The organism is Bacillus sp. 5B6, from assembly GCF_000259405.1.
In the GTDB taxonomy this organism is placed as follows: Bacteria; Bacillota; Bacilli; order Bacillales; family Bacillaceae; genus Bacillus; species Bacillus velezensis.
This window is the reverse complement of record NZ_AJST01000001.1, coordinates 1027180-1044287: the sequence shown is the minus strand read 5'-3', so window position 1 is coordinate 1044287 and position 17108 is coordinate 1027180. Positions and strand designations below refer to the sequence as shown.

22 protein-coding genes are annotated in these 17108 nt (G+C 46.5%); 5 read left to right on the top strand and 17 right to left on the bottom strand.

What is annotated here, in order from left to right; genetic code table 11:
- Window positions 1-8 precede the first annotated feature (8 nt).
- The 11 genes from MY7_RS05215 to MY7_RS05170 form a co-directional block, all read right to left on the bottom strand.
- Window positions 9-854 carry an XkdF-like putative serine protease domain-containing protein gene (locus tag MY7_RS05215; RefSeq protein ID WP_007610804.1) on the bottom strand — a complete coding sequence of 282 codons (846 nt, stop codon included), beginning with the start codon at window positions 852-854 and terminating at the stop codon, window positions 9-11.
- Window positions 855-873: 19 nt separating this feature from the next.
- Window positions 874-2265, bottom strand: coding sequence for a phage portal protein (locus tag MY7_RS05210; RefSeq protein WP_139325668.1), 1392 nt, complete (start codon window positions 2263-2265; stop codon window positions 874-876).
- A 48-nt stretch (window positions 2266-2313) separates the two neighbouring features.
- On the bottom strand, window positions 2314-3612 hold the full coding sequence (locus MY7_RS05205; protein ID WP_029325866.1) for a PBSX family phage terminase large subunit: 1299 nt from the start codon (window positions 3610-3612) through the stop codon (window positions 2314-2316).
- A complete protein-coding gene (locus tag MY7_RS05200; protein WP_007610797.1) occupies window positions 3609-4406 on the bottom strand; it encodes a terminase small subunit in 798 nt (265 codons plus the stop codon). Before MY7_RS05200 ends, MY7_RS05205 begins: the two co-directional genes overlap by 4 nt.
- Before the next feature lie 112 nt (window positions 4407-4518).
- Window positions 4519-5031 carry a sigma factor-like helix-turn-helix DNA-binding protein gene (locus MY7_RS05195; protein WP_029325865.1) on the bottom strand — a complete coding sequence of 171 codons (513 nt, stop codon included), beginning with the start codon at window positions 5029-5031 and terminating at the stop codon, window positions 4519-4521.
- Window positions 5032-5137: 106 nt separating this feature from the next.
- Entirely contained in the window at window positions 5138-5341 is a 204-nt protein-coding gene (locus MY7_RS05190; protein WP_007610788.1) for an XtrA/YqaO family protein, read from the bottom strand.
- Window positions 5331-5672, bottom strand: coding sequence for a hypothetical protein (locus MY7_RS05185; protein ID WP_007610780.1), 342 nt, complete (start codon window positions 5670-5672; stop codon window positions 5331-5333). Before MY7_RS05185 ends, MY7_RS05190 begins: the two co-directional genes overlap by 11 nt.
- Before the next feature lie 97 nt (window positions 5673-5769).
- Window positions 5770-5937, bottom strand: a complete 168-nt coding sequence (locus tag MY7_RS19730; protein WP_003154863.1) for a hypothetical protein — start codon at window positions 5935-5937, stop codon at window positions 5770-5772.
- Window positions 5937-6737, bottom strand: coding sequence for an ATP-binding protein (locus MY7_RS05180; RefSeq protein WP_032864616.1), 801 nt, complete (start codon window positions 6735-6737; stop codon window positions 5937-5939). The genes MY7_RS19730 and MY7_RS05180 overlap by 1 nt, the downstream gene beginning before the upstream one ends.
- A complete protein-coding gene (locus tag MY7_RS05175; protein WP_007610778.1) occupies window positions 6637-7464 on the bottom strand; it encodes a hypothetical protein in 828 nt (275 codons plus the stop codon). Before MY7_RS05175 ends, MY7_RS05180 begins: the two co-directional genes overlap by 101 nt.
- Window positions 7454-7633: a hypothetical protein gene (locus MY7_RS05170; protein ID WP_029325864.1), complete on the bottom strand. Its 180-nt coding sequence runs from the start codon at window positions 7631-7633 to the stop codon at window positions 7454-7456. Before MY7_RS05170 ends, MY7_RS05175 begins: the two co-directional genes overlap by 11 nt.
- A gap of 190 nt (window positions 7634-7823) precedes the next feature.
- Here MY7_RS05170 and xre point away from each other — a divergent pair, with 190 nt between their 5' ends.
- Complete coding sequence (gene xre / locus MY7_RS05165; RefSeq protein WP_003154871.1) at window positions 7824-8162, top strand: HTH-type transcriptional regulator Xre; 339 nt, start codon at window positions 7824-7826, stop codon at window positions 8160-8162.
- Window positions 8163-8310: 148 nt separating this feature from the next.
- Entirely contained in the window at window positions 8311-8901 is a 591-nt protein-coding gene (locus MY7_RS05160) for an ImmA/IrrE family metallo-endopeptidase (RefSeq protein WP_007610775.1), read from the top strand.
- 138 nt (window positions 8902-9039) lie between these two features.
- On the opposite strand, the gene MY7_RS05155 is transcribed toward MY7_RS05160, so the two are convergent.
- The gene (locus MY7_RS05155) at window positions 9040-9645 is read right to left on the bottom strand and encodes a poly-gamma-glutamate hydrolase family protein (protein ID WP_029325863.1); all 606 of its coding nucleotides are present in this window, start codon (window positions 9643-9645) and stop codon (window positions 9040-9042) included.
- A gap of 109 nt (window positions 9646-9754) precedes the next feature.
- Between MY7_RS05155 and MY7_RS05150 the strand changes: the two genes are divergently transcribed.
- Window positions 9755-10132, top strand: coding sequence for a PH domain-containing protein (locus MY7_RS05150; protein WP_007610770.1), 378 nt, complete (start codon window positions 9755-9757; stop codon window positions 10130-10132).
- A gap of 37 nt (window positions 10133-10169) precedes the next feature.
- On the opposite strand, the gene MY7_RS05145 is transcribed toward MY7_RS05150, so the two are convergent.
- The 3 genes from MY7_RS05145 to MY7_RS05135 all read right to left on the bottom strand — a co-directional run bounded on the left by MY7_RS05145 (window position 10170) and on the right by MY7_RS05135 (window position 12526).
- The gene (locus tag MY7_RS05145) at window positions 10170-11123 is read right to left on the bottom strand and encodes an N-acetylmuramoyl-L-alanine amidase (protein WP_007610769.1); all 954 of its coding nucleotides are present in this window, start codon (window positions 11121-11123) and stop codon (window positions 10170-10172) included.
- 142 nt (window positions 11124-11265) lie between these two features.
- Window positions 11266-11400, bottom strand: coding sequence for a PhrA family phosphatase inhibitor (locus tag MY7_RS19505; RefSeq protein WP_003154881.1), 135 nt, complete (start codon window positions 11398-11400; stop codon window positions 11266-11268).
- Entirely contained in the window at window positions 11390-12526 is a 1137-nt protein-coding gene (locus MY7_RS05135) for a Rap family tetratricopeptide repeat protein (RefSeq protein WP_139325664.1), read from the bottom strand. The genes MY7_RS19505 and MY7_RS05135 overlap by 11 nt, the downstream gene beginning before the upstream one ends.
- 204 nt (window positions 12527-12730) lie before the next feature.
- Here MY7_RS05135 and MY7_RS05130 point away from each other — a divergent pair, with 204 nt between their 5' ends.
- Together MY7_RS05130 and MY7_RS05125 are read left to right on the top strand one after the other, a co-directional pair.
- Entirely contained in the window at window positions 12731-13198 is a 468-nt protein-coding gene (locus tag MY7_RS05130; RefSeq protein ID WP_029325862.1) for a DinB family protein, read from the top strand.
- 145 nt (window positions 13199-13343) lie between these two features.
- Entirely contained in the window at window positions 13344-14108 is a 765-nt protein-coding gene (locus MY7_RS05125) for a sulfite exporter TauE/SafE family protein (protein WP_007610763.1), read from the top strand.
- A gap of 33 nt (window positions 14109-14141) precedes the next feature.
- Here the strand turns inward: MY7_RS05125 and MY7_RS05120 are convergent, their stop codons facing one another.
- Together MY7_RS05120 and MY7_RS05115 are read right to left on the bottom strand one after the other, a co-directional pair.
- A complete protein-coding gene (locus tag MY7_RS05120; RefSeq protein ID WP_029325861.1) occupies window positions 14142-15635 on the bottom strand; it encodes a UxaA family hydrolase in 1494 nt (497 codons plus the stop codon).
- A complete protein-coding gene (locus MY7_RS05115; protein ID WP_007610761.1) occupies window positions 15632-17077 on the bottom strand; it encodes a tagaturonate reductase in 1446 nt (481 codons plus the stop codon). Before MY7_RS05115 ends, MY7_RS05120 begins: the two co-directional genes overlap by 4 nt.
- Between the last annotated feature and the right edge of the window lie 31 nt (window positions 17078-17108).

Genomic DNA, 17108 nt, shown 5'->3' with positions numbered 1-17108 from the left:
GACTGGGCTTAAAGCAGTCCGCTCCAAATGGATTTTTTAACAGGCTCTTGGCCGCCCGTCTCTTCTTCCGGCTGCTTTGATGCGCCTCTTACTTTTTCAAGCGCTTCAATGCGTTTAATAATCGGCGCGAGCATGTCCTCGACAAGCGTTTTCAGCTTTTCTTCATCAGACGGCACAGCCGCCCCGTCTTTGTCTTCCGTGTTTTGGTCCAAGCTGTCAAGCCGCTTTAAAAGCGGGTGCAGCGCGTGTTCAATCGATTCTCTTACGTCTTCTTTTCTCATCTTGTTCAAGTCCTCTCCCTTGCGGTTTCTTGATTTGCGGTCACGGTCGAGAAATTGCTTGACCGCGCCGAATAAGCCGGCTTGCTTTTCTGCCGGCTCTTCGTAAACGTCAGCGGTTCCCGCCATGCTGTAGCCCGTAATGATACCGGCTTTAATCTGATCCCATACTTCATCGGAAGCTTTGGTGACAAGCACCCAAGATCCTTTCCGGATCACAGCATTCCCGATTTCAAAGTCATCCGGAGCGACGTACGACTCCACCACCTCGCCGGTCCCGCCTTCAAAATTATGATTTGTATCGATGTTGCGGGCGTCCGCCAAAAAACCGTGAGCGGCCTTTTCAATTTCTTCAGCCGTCATATAATCGCCATGGGCATCCGGGACATCCGGCTCGTAAACGATGCCGTAAACAAGCTTCTGCTCATCCGATTCGCTTTTTGTAAACACCTGCACCTTTTTTTCAAATGACGGAAGGCCTCCGGCTGATTTTGTAAAAAAGAATTCCGTTTGGTTCGCCGCCTTATCGACATAGCTCACAAAACTGATGACGGCATTTCTCAATTCTCTCGGCACGAGATGTTTTCACCCCCTTTCATGATTGCTCCTTTTTCCCTTTCAGCACCGGCCGGCTGTAGTACTCTTCAGGCCATTCCTCAAGCGTCTTGCCGAGCACTCTTCCGGCCAGATCACGGAGGTCATTAGGAGAGACCGCGCCGGCGGAAATAAATGGCGTAAGCACCTTCGCAATTTCAAGCGGATCGCGAAAATCAGGCCCTTTTAATGTGAGCTGTACATCGTGGAGACCCAATTCTGGCAAAAATAACGTGTTGAGCTTATTAATCAGCGTTTTCCGCTCCGGCTGAAACACCTGCTCCTCCGTTATTTTCCGTGCCGTATCGGCGGTGGCTTTGTTGTATTCCTGCGCCTCGCCCGTATAAAGCGGCGGGAGACGGAAAGCGGAACGGAGTTTATTTCTGCTTTTGTCGTCATATTCAAGAAACAGCGCATCATCCTGCAGAATTTCCGCAAGTGATTTAATTTCCACAGACACGGGCGTAATGTCTTCGCCTCCGTGAAGGTCTTTTTCCTTCGCAATACCTTCCGCCTCAATCAGCAGAAACTTGTGGGCGTTTTCCACCCCTTCCAGGTCATTCATATAATCCTGGAGCTCTTTGTACGAGGTTTCTGACAGCATGCCGTTTTCAACCGTAATAGCGGCCGGCACGTGACGGCCCTGCTTGAAATACATAAAATTCAGTTCTTCCGCTTTCCGGGCGCCGTACAGATTGACGATATTGCCGACCCAGCGCGGAATTCCGTAAGTGCCGCTGCCGATTTTTAAGTGAATGGCTTCATTTGCCCGGTATTCTTCAGACAGGGTCTTTACGTATTCGCCGTTTCTCATGTCCATCATGCGGGGATCGCCGTATTCCTTAAAAAACACTTTCCGACCGTTCAGCATCTGAACATATTTACGGAACCGTTTTTGCCTTTTAATCGTTTTGGATGCGCCGTTTTCTTCATGTGAAAATGTGACTTCAACGGGATCAGTCACACCGCAGACGCGCATATGTTTCACATCCAGATATTCAATCCCCGCCGGTTTTCCCGCCCCGTCCCGAAGCACTTCGAGAAAACCGTTGCCCGTTTTTTCACGGTCTTCTATCGCATATCCGAGGATCGTCTCGGCCGATTCATCAAAATGAAGACATTTGTAAAAGCTCTCCAGCTTCATCCAGTTTTTTTCGGCCCGGGTCTTTTTTGCAGGGGAGCAATCTGGGCTATTTACATCAAAGGTATATTCCACATCGAACCCAAAACCCGTAATATTGACCCGATACGCGTCAATGCACTGCTGAAGAATCGTCGAATATTCGGCGATTGTTTTCAGTTCAATGAGATTATAGGGCGGTGAAATGATGTCTTCGCCGTACAGATCGGCAAATTGATCTTCGTTCATCTGCCTTGCCTGCGGCGCGGCCATTTTTGATTTAAAGACGGTGGCTCTAACGTTTTGATAGTTCGGCAACGCCTACCTCCTCCTTTCCCGATTCGGACGTCTCCGTTTTTTTGATGCATCTTTCAAATCCGCCGCGTCATAGTCATCCAGCGCATACCAAATGGCTGAAAGTGTGTGGGGATCAATTGAAAACTCATCTTCCGACAGAACGCCGTTTTTGTTTTTTGCGTACGTTAAGTTCTGCAATTCGCGGATCGTATGTTGACAGCTGTCTGAGCAATAGATATATTTGAACCGTTTCAGCTTTTTTGTATACTGAAGTCTTGAGCCCGGAAACTTTTTGGCCGCAACCATGCAAAAGCCCTGCCTGCGGAAATATTGGATGCTTTTCGGCTCAGCCGAATCCGCTTTGATCAGCTCTTTTTGATCCGCCAATTCCTGAAGCTCCTCAGCTGTCTGATCATCGGTCATTTTGTTTTTGTAATACTCCCAGAAAATATAAAGCTCTTTTTGATCCGGATCGACGGCAAGCCGGATGACCGCATTGTATGACTCTTCAAAACCGAAATCCATGCCCGTCCGAAACAGGGGGCGCCTGATGGAAGCAATCCGCTCCGTTACTTCGTTGTGCTCCATGACCTGAAACTGAGGAAACACGCGGATGCCATTGACGCCGAACTGTCCTTTGCGGGCGATCCGGTATAAATCGGGATCGTAATGCCGTAAGCTGTCCAGCTGCTTAATATAGCTTTTCGGCAAAAACAGATTATCGCACGCTGTGGAATGGTGGTAATACGTATCTCCCTTAACGACGGTGCCTTTTTCATACAGCGTCTGATCATCCAATACGAACCGTTTTTTTTGGTCATCACGGAAAAAATGCCGGTACGTCCAATTGGAGGTGCCGACGGGATTTGTGGTGCATATCATATGAAGCGAAAGCTCGGGATGGCGCAGACGGCCGATCAGCTCCTTAAAGCCTTCATACTTCACTTCTGAGCATTCTTCAATCCAAATCAGTGAAATATGATGAATGGATTTCAATTTGGCCGGGTTGTCCATCCCTTTAAACATAATCCGGCTTCCGTTTGAAAATCTCAGCTGCATCGGCGAAGACACGGCCTTTACGGCATGTCCCAGCTCAAGCTCCCCGATAATATCTTCAAATAAGGCAAAAGTAGAATCTCTGTGCGTATCGAAAACTTCCCGCACGACAAGCGCCGTCCGCTTTTCACGAAGCAGCTTCAGGATGATTTTCAGCGCGGTATGATAGCTTTTTGACGAGCCGTAGCCTCCGACGAGAAATTGGTACGTTTCATTCCAATTGAACAAATAATCTTCAAAGCGCGGGTTGACCGCTTTTTCAATCATGACCATTCCTCTTTCCGCGTAATGACAATGTCAATCGGCTTTTGGCTGTCTTCTGTTTTTTCCATCTTCTGCTGTGCCAGCTTTAATTTTTCATTTTCGATTTTTTGTTTAAATTGATCGGGGAAAAGGTCAAAGTACAAGGACAGCTTTTCAAGAGCCTTCATCTTGTCGGCAAGCTTGATTGCAATGCCCTCTTTTCCGAGTTTTGCTTCTGTGACGATGGTTCCGTCCAGAAGGTGCGAATCTTTAACGTCAACGTAGCTGATTTCCTGCATAATCGGATTATCATTTTCGTCAAAGAGCGGCCCTGATTTTCCGAAGGCCTGAACCTCTTTTTTTCCGAAGGTTACATAATCGGTAATATCGGCGAAAGCGATTTTCACATAGACTTGAAGAACGTCCATCGCTTCGACAAACACTTTATTGACCATTTCCTTTTTCATGCGGCTGATTTCTTTGGCGACTTTTTCGTTTTTTAACAGCCTGCTTCCCGTCACATGCGCGCTTTCCGGTGAATACCCGGCTTTTATCGCAGATTGGGTGGCGTTAAAGCTTTTCACATAATAAAGACAAAACAGCCGCTGGCGTTCGTTTAACTCATCACCTTCGCCCGGGGTGTTTTTTCCGCCGCTTTCCGCGTTCTTATGGAGCGCCTCGTCCCAGCGCCCTTCTTTTTTCCATCTGCCGATCGTTCTTGCGGATACGCCTGATTTGCCGGCAAGGGCGCGATTTGTGATGCGGCCTTTATGAGACTGATAGATTGTAAATGCCTGTTCTCTTTTTGCGTTTTTCATGCTACGGCATCACCGCCACCTCCGACATGATTGTCTATAATAAAAAGCGGCTTCTAATCGGGCCGCTTTTTGTGATCGTCTGTTCACTTCTAGGTGGCAAACGTATGACAACTTATGAAGCAGGCGATTGATTTCTTTGTTCCTGCTGTTTTTGAATTTTTAGAAGCGCCCGTTTGACCGTCGTCTGTACGGTTGATTTCTTTAAGTTCAGCAAGGCGGCGATCCGTTCATACGAAAAGCATTCCGCTTTGTGGAGCAGCAGCATTTCTTTTTCTCTATCCGTTAAAACGGCTAATGCGTCCCGCAGTCTGATTCTGTCTTCTTCAGTCACATTTGCGGAAGGTTCAAACATCAGCGCCTGCGAATAGGTTTCTATGATTCTAGGATCTTTAATCAGCATTCTCTGATAAGCGTCTCTGCGGTCTATCGCTCTTCTTATGCCGGGCTGCCGGCCTTTTTCAAGCCATTCGATGACATATTCCACATCTGTAATGATCGTTCTGATGATTTTTTTATCTTTCAGTTCTTCTGAAGTAAGCATCGTTTCATCGGCTTCCTCCAGCTGCTTGTACCACTTTTTCGTCTCTTTCAGCGTGCGTTTATATTCAAATAGTAAGTCTTCCATGTAGATCCTCCTCTTTTTCGGAACAAAAAAAGGACACCAACCAATGCGCAGCATGTACGCGATTGATCAGTGTCCGCAGGCTTTCCGTCTTGGACGTATTCTGTTTTTAATTCAATTTAAAGCCGATTTCATATTCGATCCGGGCCAGATCTCCTTTTCGCGTTTCGACAAGCGTTTTGCCGTGCTCCGGCGCTTCGGCGAGCCATGCTTCCTTCTTCAGTCCGTCTACAATAATCACCCGAACCTTGCCTTCTTCCAGCTGGCTTTTTAATGTTGTATGTTCAATGTCAGTCAGTTTTTTAGGATTCATGTTTTACGTCCTCCGTCTTTTTCAGGATGTTTACTTCATGTATGAGGCTTCCGAGCTCATTTATGAACGCTTCTTTTTCTCCAGAACTTTCTCCCCGGAGCAGGCGGAGAGCCGTTTCGGCCGCCTCAAAAAGTTCCGGGGCTTTCGCCATCAATGCCGCGTTGATCTGCTGTGAGTATGAACTTAAGTTGAAAACGGCCGCGATGAGCCTTCCGTTTGAATAAGGGAACTTCTCTTTATCCGCTTCGCTGTAAGCGGAATAAATGTAAATGGGTTTTTCTTCTCCGCTGTGTACGGCCCGCCATGGAGCGGGGCTGTGTTTTTCTTGCAATGGTTATCCTCACTTTCCATCAGCCTCATGCCATGCTTCAATTTGCTTTTCTATCCGTTTCGCCCTGAACAGCAGGCAAAAAAGCCATTTGATATATTTATACACGTGCATCAAGCCTCGCTTTTGCGTCTTGAACCATTCGCTCGAGACGTTTAATGACCGGCGTTAAATCAGTGCCTGTTTTGCAGTTCGGGCAAGGGTGAAAGACAGCGCCGAAACCCGTTTCCGTCACAATGACCTTCTTCGGCCCGCACAGCTTACACATTATCTCGCCCCCTCTAATCTGTGGTTTACGTCAAATGAATTGCCATTAATGATGACTAAATAATCGCTGCACATCTCATAAATTCTTGTGCCCAAGGCTTCATCAACCTGCACCAGTCCGTCACAGGCCAGCTCGCTCGAGATAAGAACCGGCTTATGATTTAAATAGCGGTAATTCACGACGGCGTACATTTGTTCAATCTGCCAATCGGTCGCCCGGGGTTTTCCGTTCAGCGGTTTGAACAGATCGTCAATAAAAAGCACATCCGCCTGTTTCATACGGCCAAGCTTTGCATCAAGCAGATCAAAATCATTTTTTAAATCCGTAAAGCCCTCCACAAAAGGAAAATACAGCACCGGTGTCTGCTTCTGTCTCATGACATAATTGCTGAGAGCGGTCAAAAGATGGGTTTTTCCCGACCCCGGACGCCCTAAAAGGGCAATGCTGTTTTTCCGGCAGTTTTTAATCTTGTCGAAGTTTTCAACATATTCAAGGGCGCACTCATATGCGTCGACGACTGCCTGAGGCTTGCCCCGCGTGATAAATCCTTTGAAATCCAGCTCCCGAAAGGCATCTGTAATCTCACTTGCACTGAGGATGCGCTCTGCTTTTCGTTCGGCGGCACAGCGGCACTTAACCCACACATCCATTCCAAGCTGGTTTTTGAGATAACCGCCCTGATCTTTACAGAGCGGACAGTCAAAGCGGCTTTCGTCTGATTCTTCCGGTCTGTCCGCCAGTAATGGACGTTTTCCGTTTTTCAGGTCGGCCAGTATCTGCTCGATCGTTCGTTTTGTCATGTATCGTATTCCTCTCTTTTTTTGTTGTGATTGTCCTTCCCGCAATTCGTGCATTCAAGCGGTCTTCCATATACTTGGCACAATAGCTGAAAGCCTTGATCGTTTCAGCTGAAGAGGTGCGCCGCTGTTCAAAAGCTGTAAAGCATTCGCCGAGCCATTTGATTGCTTCTTGTGCTGACGCACCGAGAGAAACAATACGGGCGATGGCCTGATAATCCCGGGGCGACGGGTATACGCTCCGCCCCTCCTGTGCAGACCTTAATCTGATAAAATGGGCGGCAATGTCGTTAATCGCTTCTTCAGCAGTATGATTTTTTGTTATATCTATTTCTCTCCGGACATTTTTGTCCCGGTGATCCGCCGATATTGTCCGGTCTGTTACTTCCGGGCGGGTCAATGTCTTTTTCTGCGTGAATCTTTTCGAGTATTTTACGGAGACGATGAGTCCGTAAGGGGCGCGGACGGTTTTGATATATTCATGCTGTTCCAAAACCTCAAGCCACCGTCTGACGGTTTTTTCGCTGACGGCAAATACGTCGGCCATTTCTTTTGCTTTTAAGGGCTTATGACCGAGGACGATCCCCCACTTTACGCCGTCTTTTACGTGTTCCTTTGTCGTTGAGCTGATGAACCATAAAAACAGCCATATGGCGGACCCTATTTTGTCATAATGTTCTGAATTCAATAATCCGGAATAGATGAAAAACGGGTAGCTTTTACGACTCATATTGGACGTCTCCGTTTGTCTTCAGACTTATATAGCGTTCATACTGCAATCGGTTATCAAATCGGAATACTGGTAGTCCGCAAGCGGTAAAAGATATCGAACCGCCTGCTTTTCCTAAACATCTCTGATCAGCCGGATTGCTGCTGAAACGGATGATTATCGGCTGCATCTCTCATCCTCCTGATCAATTTCTTATCGTAATTTGATACACTTTGTATCCTTATGATGTTGATTATATACGATACATTTCGTATCATCAAGACCTTTTTGATACTTTTTTTATCATCTCTTTATTTTGATACATTTTGTATCTATAATCATAAGTAACTTAGGGTGTTGAAAAAAGAGAGGTCATTCGGATGATAGGCGGAAGATTAAAGAGTCTCAGAGGAAAGAAAACGCAGGAAGAAGTCGCAAATCATATCGGTGTCTCGCGCGCCAGATATTCTCATTATGAAAACGGCCGATCTGAACCCGATTACGACACGCTGCAAAAGCTTGCGGATTATTTCAAAGTGTCGACTGATTATTTGTTAACCGGAAAAGAACCTTCAGATGAAGACATGTTTGCCGATCCAGACTTGCAGATCGCATATCGGGACATGCAGGACTTTTCCCCGGAAAGCAAGCAGCAGGCCATTGAATTCATTAATTATTTAAAAGAAAAAGAGAAAAACCGCAGGCCGAAACATAAATAATCCGCTCTTTTCCTTTAAACTGCTTAACGTTCAGCCGATATAAAAGCTGAATGTTTATTTTTAAAAGAAAAGGGAATTGATTCAAAGTCCGATCAGGGCTTTTCTTTCTCGCTTAAAAAAGAACATATGTTCGAAAGGGTGTATTCAATTGGGCGATTTTTTAACACATCTTGAGGAATACGTCAAAAACTTATATTGCCGCATGGGAATGACCGCCCCTCTCCATATTGATATGCAGATGATTGCCAAGGAGCTTGACATTTGGATTCATTTTGAAGATACGCACAGTATGATGCTGAAGCGGGACGGCATGTACAGCATCGTCCTGAATCAAAAAAAGTCACCCGAAGAGCAATGGCAGGATTTTGCGCACGAACTGTGCCATGTGCTGAAGCATACCGGCAACCATTTTCATATGAACAAGCTGTTCAGGGAACTGCAGGAATTTCAGGCCAACCATTTTATGTACCACTTCTGTGTGCCGACCTTTATGCTGTTAAACATGGAGCTTCCCCAGCGAAGGAGCCACGCCGTCATTTTAATCGCAGCCGCTTTCCGGGTGACGGCATCATTTGCGGAAAAAAGGCTGGAGCTGTTTGAACGGCGTAAAGCAGGTATTCAATTTCAGAAGCGGCTCGCTTGTCTGTTATCCGACAAGCGGCCGAATGTGTATTATGAAAGCGGACAGACACACTTGCATGCCGCTGAAGAAAAAACGCCGTATTTTATTGAAAATTAGCGATTCTCCGCCGGCAGAGTGTCAGCATTTTAAACCGCAGGAAAGGTTTTTGCATCATGACGCTGTTCTCACCGTGCTGCCCGCCAAGCACTTCTTGCGCCGCATAGCTCCAGTGAATGTAAGAACGGGCCCCCCTGTTCATTTATCATAAAAACCGGCCTTCACGGCTTCTACATACCGAAAAAACAGATCGGTTGGCGTATATTTTTCTCCCCGGCAGCCAAAATTGCTGAACAGCGCGTGTCTCTGCGCCGTGCTCACTTCCAATTGCAGCCCCATTTTCCTTTTTGTCCGATTGACAATGTTGCCGGGATTTACACCTGCCAGCCGATCATTCTTCTCTGTCAGCTCGGCATCAAACCCCGCTTCACGCAGCAGATCACAAATCAGTCTTGCTTTTTCCAGATCCGCGCCCCCGACGAGTGTATTTGCCTTTTTCAGATCATGATACCCATGAAAAGCCAATGCGTAATGATGGGCGGTCACTTTTTCTAAAGCCAGGGGTTCGTCAAAGCGTGTGCTTGTCAAATGGAGAGAACGGTTATCGCACCGCTTCGTCCCTTCAAATAAGTAAATTGAGCTTTGGTCAGAAAATGCCCGCACCAGCTCACTGACACCCGGCTCAATCCTGCCGCCGTGGGGAGCGAGGACGATGAACTTACTTCCCTCTTTTTCTTCATAAATAATTCTGTATTCTGATTCAGCAGCTGAAAGGGCTGCGAAATTGTGATATCTATCTTTCATGTGTAACATGCTCTCCTTTTCCAGTCAGCATCAGTTTACTCTACTCATCTGGGAATGGAAACCTTTTTATAGTATGATTTGATAGAATACTTATCAGGGGGGATATATCATGGGGTTCATCAATGGATTGCTGGGCAATGCGTCGACAATATCGACGGCTGAAGCAAAAGCAGAACTGGCCCGTATTCTGCTGGAAGGTGAGAATGTCAACGCCGCATTTAAGCTTGTCCGAGATATCATTGTCTTTACGGATAAGCGTCTTATTCTTGTTGATAAACAGGGACTCACGGGGAAGAAAACGGAGATTCAATCCATTCCGTACAAGAGCATTTCCAGATTCAGCGTAGAAACCGCCGGCCGCTTTGACCTTGATTCAGAGCTGAAAATTTGGATTTCAGGCGCGGAACTTCCCGCTGTCTCAAAGCAGTTTAAAAAAGATGAAAGCATTTATGATATTCAAAAGGCCCTTGCCGCAGTTTGTATGTAAGAAGAAACGGAAGCCCGGGGAGCTTCCGTTTTATTGATTACAGTTTTTCTTCTATTTTCGCCTTCGTTTTCGGGCCGTAAATTCCGTCTGCCGTTAATCCGCTGACGGATTGAAAACGCTTTACAGCATTTGCCGTTTTCGGGCCGTAAACGCCGTCCGCCCCATGATTTTTTGCTCCTTTATCGGGATAAAAATAAAGAGCGGATAAAGCGTTTTGCACTTGTTTTACGTTTGTCCCTTTCGTCAGCGGTTTCGTCACTTTGATCACACCGGATGGAAGCGGATAGGAAGACACAGCCTGACTTTTTGAAGAAGAACCCGTCTGAGCGAGCTTGATCACTTGTCCGACTGTAATGTGATTCGGATCGGTGATATGGTTGATGCTTTGCAGCGATTTTACGCTGACACCGTGCGATGCGGCGATTTCCGATAAGGTGTCGCCTTTTTTCACATGGTATTCAGACGCGGAAGAAGAAATAGAGGCTTTTTTCGCCGGCATACTCCCGCTTAATTTCTTTTCAATCTTCGCCTTCACTTCATCCCAGCGGCCTTCAGACAAAATGCGGTGCGGGCAGTACTTTCCGTTCCAGTCCTGATGCTTTCTGATTCTGTCAATCCCCCAGCCCCGTTCTTTCAAAAGCTGCGCCGCAAACGCAAGCGCCAGTTCTTCTGCGGCTCTGTACCGTTCGCCGCCTGACTTACTGTAACAGATTTCTATAGCAATCGACTTACGGTTTCCGGTACCGTTCGTGCCGTCTCCCGAATGCCAGGCATTCCGGTCCAACGGAATTCCCTGGATCACTTCTTTGTCATCAACCGCAAAATGATAGCTCGTTGATTCGCTGTTTCCCGTCATATAGCTGATTTCATTAGCGGCGGATGCGTCGTTTGCCGTGTTATGAATGGTAATATACTCCGGCGTCATCGGATTCGGACATTTTAACGCATATTTATCAGCCGATACGAGCCGTTTTTTCACTTCAATCCCCACTCTTCATCTCTCCTTATGCCTTTTTCATCAATAGGTGGCATTCGTAGGACAGATAACTTGAGCATATAGACCCTGTATTCAGATAAAAATGGAATGGATACGCATGCAAAAAATAAGACCCTTCCAAAGAAGGGTCTTTATGTTATGTTTGGTTGCGCGCGGCAATATGGAATGTGCCGTCCGCTTGGTTTTCCAAATGGCTTTCATGGCCGATCACCTGTGTAAAGCTGAACCCGACAGCAACAAGCAGCAATCCTGACAACAGTTTAGATTTCATATAGACAATCTCCTCTCTGGATTTGTTTTTGGGCGTGCACCATTTTTTCATAAAACGTGAGCGCTTTTTCAGGCTGTCCGTGTTTCATGTAAAATTTGGCAGCGTCATGCGCCAATTCTTCCACATACGGATACAGCATGTGTTCTTCCAGAAAATCAAACGTGTGCCTGACGGATGCGTTATCCATTTCCTTGCCGTATAACGCATGTAAAAATTGGAACAGATTCACAAACAATTCATCATTGTATTCGCGGGCGATACTGAGCCCGAGGCGGTATTGCTTCTCTGCTTCTGCTGTAGTGTTCTGTTTATAAAGAACCTGTGTTAATGAGTAAATAGAATGCGGAAGATTATCGAACTTTTCTGACCTGCAAATGGAAACGGATGTCTCAAAATATTCGGCTGCTTTAGAGAGGTCTCCCATTTTTTCGTAACAGTTTCCGAGATTATATAAGGCTGAACTGATAAGACGGGGATTGCCTTCTTGTTTTGCAAGATCTAAAGCAAGTTCTAAGTGGGGCAATGCTCTTTCTGGATACTGCATGTCATCATAATTCCCTGCAATAACGAATTCACATTGGATTCTGCGGACGTTGTACGTCTCATACGATTGGTACGTTTCAAGGGCTTGAACGGCATAACTCATGGAGACGTAGGTTTGTTTCAGGTTGTAAAATATCTCGGCCATTTTAAAAGCAAACTCAGCTTTCTCGATGTCATCAGAAACGAGTGCAAGGTTTTTTTCAGCCCGTTTGTAATACATCGTAGCGTTTAGGAACATTTTCTGTTTAAATTCGTACATTCCTCGAAAAAAATTAAAGTAGTAATCAAGCAGTCCTGTCAGTTTATACTGGTTGCCTTCAATGTCTTCCAATAATTCTGAAAACTCAGGCTGAGAAGGGTCCTCCTTTAAGGGCTTGATGTAATCCAGCATGACACGGTGTCTGAATTCCATTAATGAATAATACAGCAGCAGATCCTGATCTTCTTCCATATCCTCGATCTCTCTCTCTACTTCACGTTTGACGCGCTCCGCCTCAAGGACGTGAAACTGCCGGATATGGGTATACCATTCATTAATTTTGAGCCCGACAAAAGAGGACGGAATAGTCTGCTTCATCCTCAATAAATCCCCCCTTTTGGAATGACCGAGATATGTCATATTTTATCATATTTGCTAGAAAAAGAAGAACGCAAAAAGACCGCAATTGTCGAATTTCGGATATCCGCAACGATTTATCTCCGTCACAAGCTTATTGCTTGTTTCTTCCGTGCCGTTGATATAGCATATCCTTGCAGCTTTTATTCTGTATTAAATGGGGGTTTTCACATGACAGCACAAAATCAATTGGTCAGCCACTTTCTGTCACATCGAAACGTGACGATTGAACTGGCGGAAAAAATCAGCCGCGAGCATTACGACTACAAACCGGCAGAGACATCAATGTCCGCTCAGGAACTTGTAAAACACATCGTTTATTCTTTTCTTATGTTTGCAAACGTCATTAACGACGGAAACGGATCAGCCATCCAGAACAAACCGAAAGAAGAAGCGGAAACAGACCTCATCAAACTGGCGGAAGCATGCACTGAAAAAACGACAGACATCCTGTCACAGCTGACTGAAGAGCAGCTGAACCGCGAAATTGACCTGACCGCCTCTTTCGGCAGAAAAGTAACCGGCGCGGCTCTCCTTCAGCTTGCCATGGAGCATGAAATTCATCATAAAGGCAATCTTTTCGTGTATGTCAGAGAAATGGGCCACACGGAACTTCCGTTTTATCAGCAAAAATCATAATCCGGCTATCCGCCGGTCTGCGACATAACAGCAGGCAGGCGGATTTTTTTGTTCTATATAAAATTTTCCGAAAATTTAATTGATTACCGCCTCTTAATCATATATAATCTGATAAAAATAGTAGGATTATTCAGGAGGCACACAGATGACTGTAAGCATTGTGTTTATGGGTTTCTTTGTCGGAACGCTGGTCGGATTGACGGGTGTGGGAGGAGCGGCGCTTTTGACTCCTTTACTGATCGTTTTGGGGATCAACCCCTCAATCGCCGTCGGCACTGACCTTTTATATAACTCCATCACCAAACTGTTCGGTGTCGTTTCTCATTGGAAGCAGCGCACCGTTCAATTTAAACTTGTCGGCTATTTGGCGCTCGGGAGCATTCCCAGCGCAACAGCCGCCATCGGTGTTCTTCACTTGTTTCCCGCTTTTCACCAGCATCAGGAGCAGATTATCAAACAGGCGCTCGGCTACGTGCTGACCCTTGTCGCCATTTCCATTATCGCCCGCCTTTTTTTCGATAAAAAACTGCGGCCGAACCGCTGGCAGCAAAAAACGCTTGAAGAAAAGCGGACACTCATGATACTGATCGGCGTCATTTTCGGCTTCATCGTCGGTCTGACATCTATTGGGTCCGGCTCATTATTTGCGATCGCCATGTTATACCTGTTCAGAATGAAAACGGCAGAAGTGGTGGGAACGGATATCGCACATGCCTTTTTGCTCGTAACGGCTGCCGGTCTGTTAAACGCAAGCTTCGGAAGCGTCGATTACCTGCTTGTATTGAATCTGTTGATCGGCTCTGTGCCGGGTGTGCTTCTCGGCAGCTTCTTTTCGCCGAAATTCTCACCGCGCCCGCTGCAGTTTGTGATGGCGGCGATTATTTTAATCAGCGGGATAAAATTAATATAAAAAAGGCGGTCTGTTGTCAGATCGCCTTTTCCCTTATAACGTCACACCGGACTTGAAAATTGCAAGCTCCCGAAAATCGTTTTTTTCGTTATTGACGAATTCTCCGCTTGCAACTTTAATAATGTATTGAATAAAATCTCTTACAATGTGATCTTCTGTTGTTTGGTCTTCCGCCAATCTGCCCGCGTTGTAATCAATCCAATGAGGCTTTGATTGAAATAAATCGGTATTTGTTGATACTTTCACAGTCGGGACAAATGTGCCGAACGGCGTGCCTCTTCCGGTTGTAAACAAAATGATGTGACAGCCCGCCGCGGCGAGCGCTGAAGAAGCGATTAAATCATTGCCGGGCGCACTGAGCAGTGTCAATCCCTTTGTTTTCAGTGTTTCACCGTATGTCAGCACATCAGAAACCGGTGCAAGACCGGCTTTTTGGGTGCAGCCGAGCGACTTGTCTTCGAGCGTTGAAATGCCGCCTTCCTTATTCCCTGGTGACGGGTTTTCATAAATCGGCTGCTCGTGCTTCATAAAATATTGCTTGAAATCATTGATCAATCGGACTGTTTTATGAAACACTTCTTCGCTCGCCGCACGCTGCATGAGAATCGTCTCAGCGCCGAACATCTCAGGCACCTCCGTTAAGACTGTGCTCCCTCCCTGTGCAATCAAGTAATCTGAAAATCTACCTAATAAAGGGTTTGCGGTGATGCCGGAAAAACCGTCCGACCCGCCGCATTTCAATCCGATGCTCAATTCTGACAGCGGAATCTCCTCACGTTTATCTCCCTTTGCCGCAAGGTGTATCTCTTTAAGAAGCGCAGTCCCCTCTTCAATTTCATCTGTGACAGCCTGTGATTCGAGAAATTTCACCCGATCTCCGTCCACTCCAGAAAGCGCTTCCCTAATCGCCGCCAGCTCATTATTTTCACAGCCGAGCCCTAAAACCAGCACACCGCCCGCATTTGGATGACGGATGGCGTTCATCAGCATTTGTTTCGTATTCTCATGATCATCGCCAAGCTGGGAGCAGCCGTATTGGTGCTTTAAAACCAGCACATTGTCAAAGGGCGCAATGTCTTTCGCCTCTTTTACGAAACGCTGCAGGATTTTCTCAGCGACGCCGTTTACGCAGCCGACTGTAGGTACGATCCACAGTTCATTTCGGACGCCGGATGTACCGTTTTCTCTTCTGTAGCCTTTAAATGTCCGGTTCTCATTTGTAAAAGGATTGTCCTCGAAGCGCGGTGAATACGTGTATTCTTGCACATCGGATAAATTCGTTTGCAGATTATGGGTATGAATATGCTCGCCGGCCGAAATCCGTCTTGTTGCACGCCCGATCGAAAAACCGTATTTAATGATGCTGCCGTTTTCTTCAATGGTTTGCAGCGCGATTTTATGCCCCCGCTTTACAGGGTCCTTCACTTCAATCGTCAGTCCGTCTGTATGCAGCCGCTCCCCTTTGTTAAAATGGCGCATGGCGAGAAGCACGTTATCGTTTTTATGGATTTTTATGACCTCTTTCATTTCACTTCCCCCTTTTTGCCGCAACATTCATGTAACGCATGCTTCATACCCCGCTTATGAATGACAGACAGAAAAAAAGCCGTTCGTTCAGTCAGCTCCGGAAGATGATTCAGATTCTTCCCCCACAATCGCTCTTCTCCTAATATAGCAGATGCCGCTTGAAACATATCATCTTTGCAACGGGACCGCGCCATTTGAAAACGGTTAAGAACCTCCTCGCCGTCAGCCGGTTTGTTCGGTCCGTTCCAGTATGAATAGATCATGGCGCTGAACGAAAATACCAGCTTCTCAGGTAGCCGGCCCTCCTGTTCGATATAAGCCTTCAGCGTCGGCAGGTTTCTTGTTTTGAATTTCGCGGCGCCGTTAAGGGTAATGCTTTGCAGATAATGTTGGATATAAGGGTTTTTAAACCGCTGTAACACATCTGCCGCGTATTGGGTGACACCCTCCATTTGCAGCACAGGGAGGATTTCTTCATTGATCAGCTCTTCGATGAACCTGCCCGTCACCTCGTGCTCAGCCGCTTCCCGGACGGTTTGCAGTCCGTATAGTAAAGCCACTGGCGCCAATGCCGTATGAGCGCCGTTTAAGATTCTCACCTTTTTTGTCCTGTAAGGCGTAAGGTCAGACGTGATCAGTGCGTTTAGCCCGGCCTCAGCAAAAGGAAGCTCATTCTGAAGCTGTTCCGGCCCTTCTATCACCCACAAATAATAATGCTCACCAACCACAAGCAGACGGTCTTCGTACCCGAGAAAATTGGTAAGTTCTTCTACGGTATCAACAGGGAATCCGGGAACAATCCGATCCACGAGGGTATTGCAGAAGATGTTCGCGGCATGAATCCATTGAGTAAAATCAGGCTCCAGCTCCCACAGCCCGGCATATTGAAGCACGGCAGCCTTCAGTTTCCGTCCGTTTTCTTCGACCAGTTCACATGGAAGCACAATGCACCCTTTCTCGGCGTCACCCGCAAATGCCTTATAGCGGAAATAAAGGAACGCCGCTAATTTCCCGGGGAATGTTTTTTGAGGTCTATCCTCAAGCCGATCGCCTTTCTCAAACGTAATTCCCGCTTCTGTCGTATTGGAAATGATAAAACGAAGCTCCTCTTGTGCTGCCAGCCGTTTAAAGGAATCATAGTCAGAAAAAAGATCAATGCCGCGGCTGATGGATTTGACGATCGTGTGTTCTTCAGCCGGTTTTCCGTCCTTTATCCCCTGCAAAAAAAGCGTAAACAAACCGTCCTGCTCGTTTAAACGTTTGATTTTCTCAGAGCCTCTTGGCTGTACGGCGACAACGCTTCCGTTAAAATCCGTCAATTGATTCAATTGATCGATCTGCCAGTCTGCGAAGGCCCGCAAAAAGTTACCTTCGCCGAACTGAAGGACTTTTTCAGGATATTGAATGTATTCACCACACATCTTTTTATTCAGCTGCCGCAAGCAGTCCGCCTCCTTCTGTATTTATGCACAC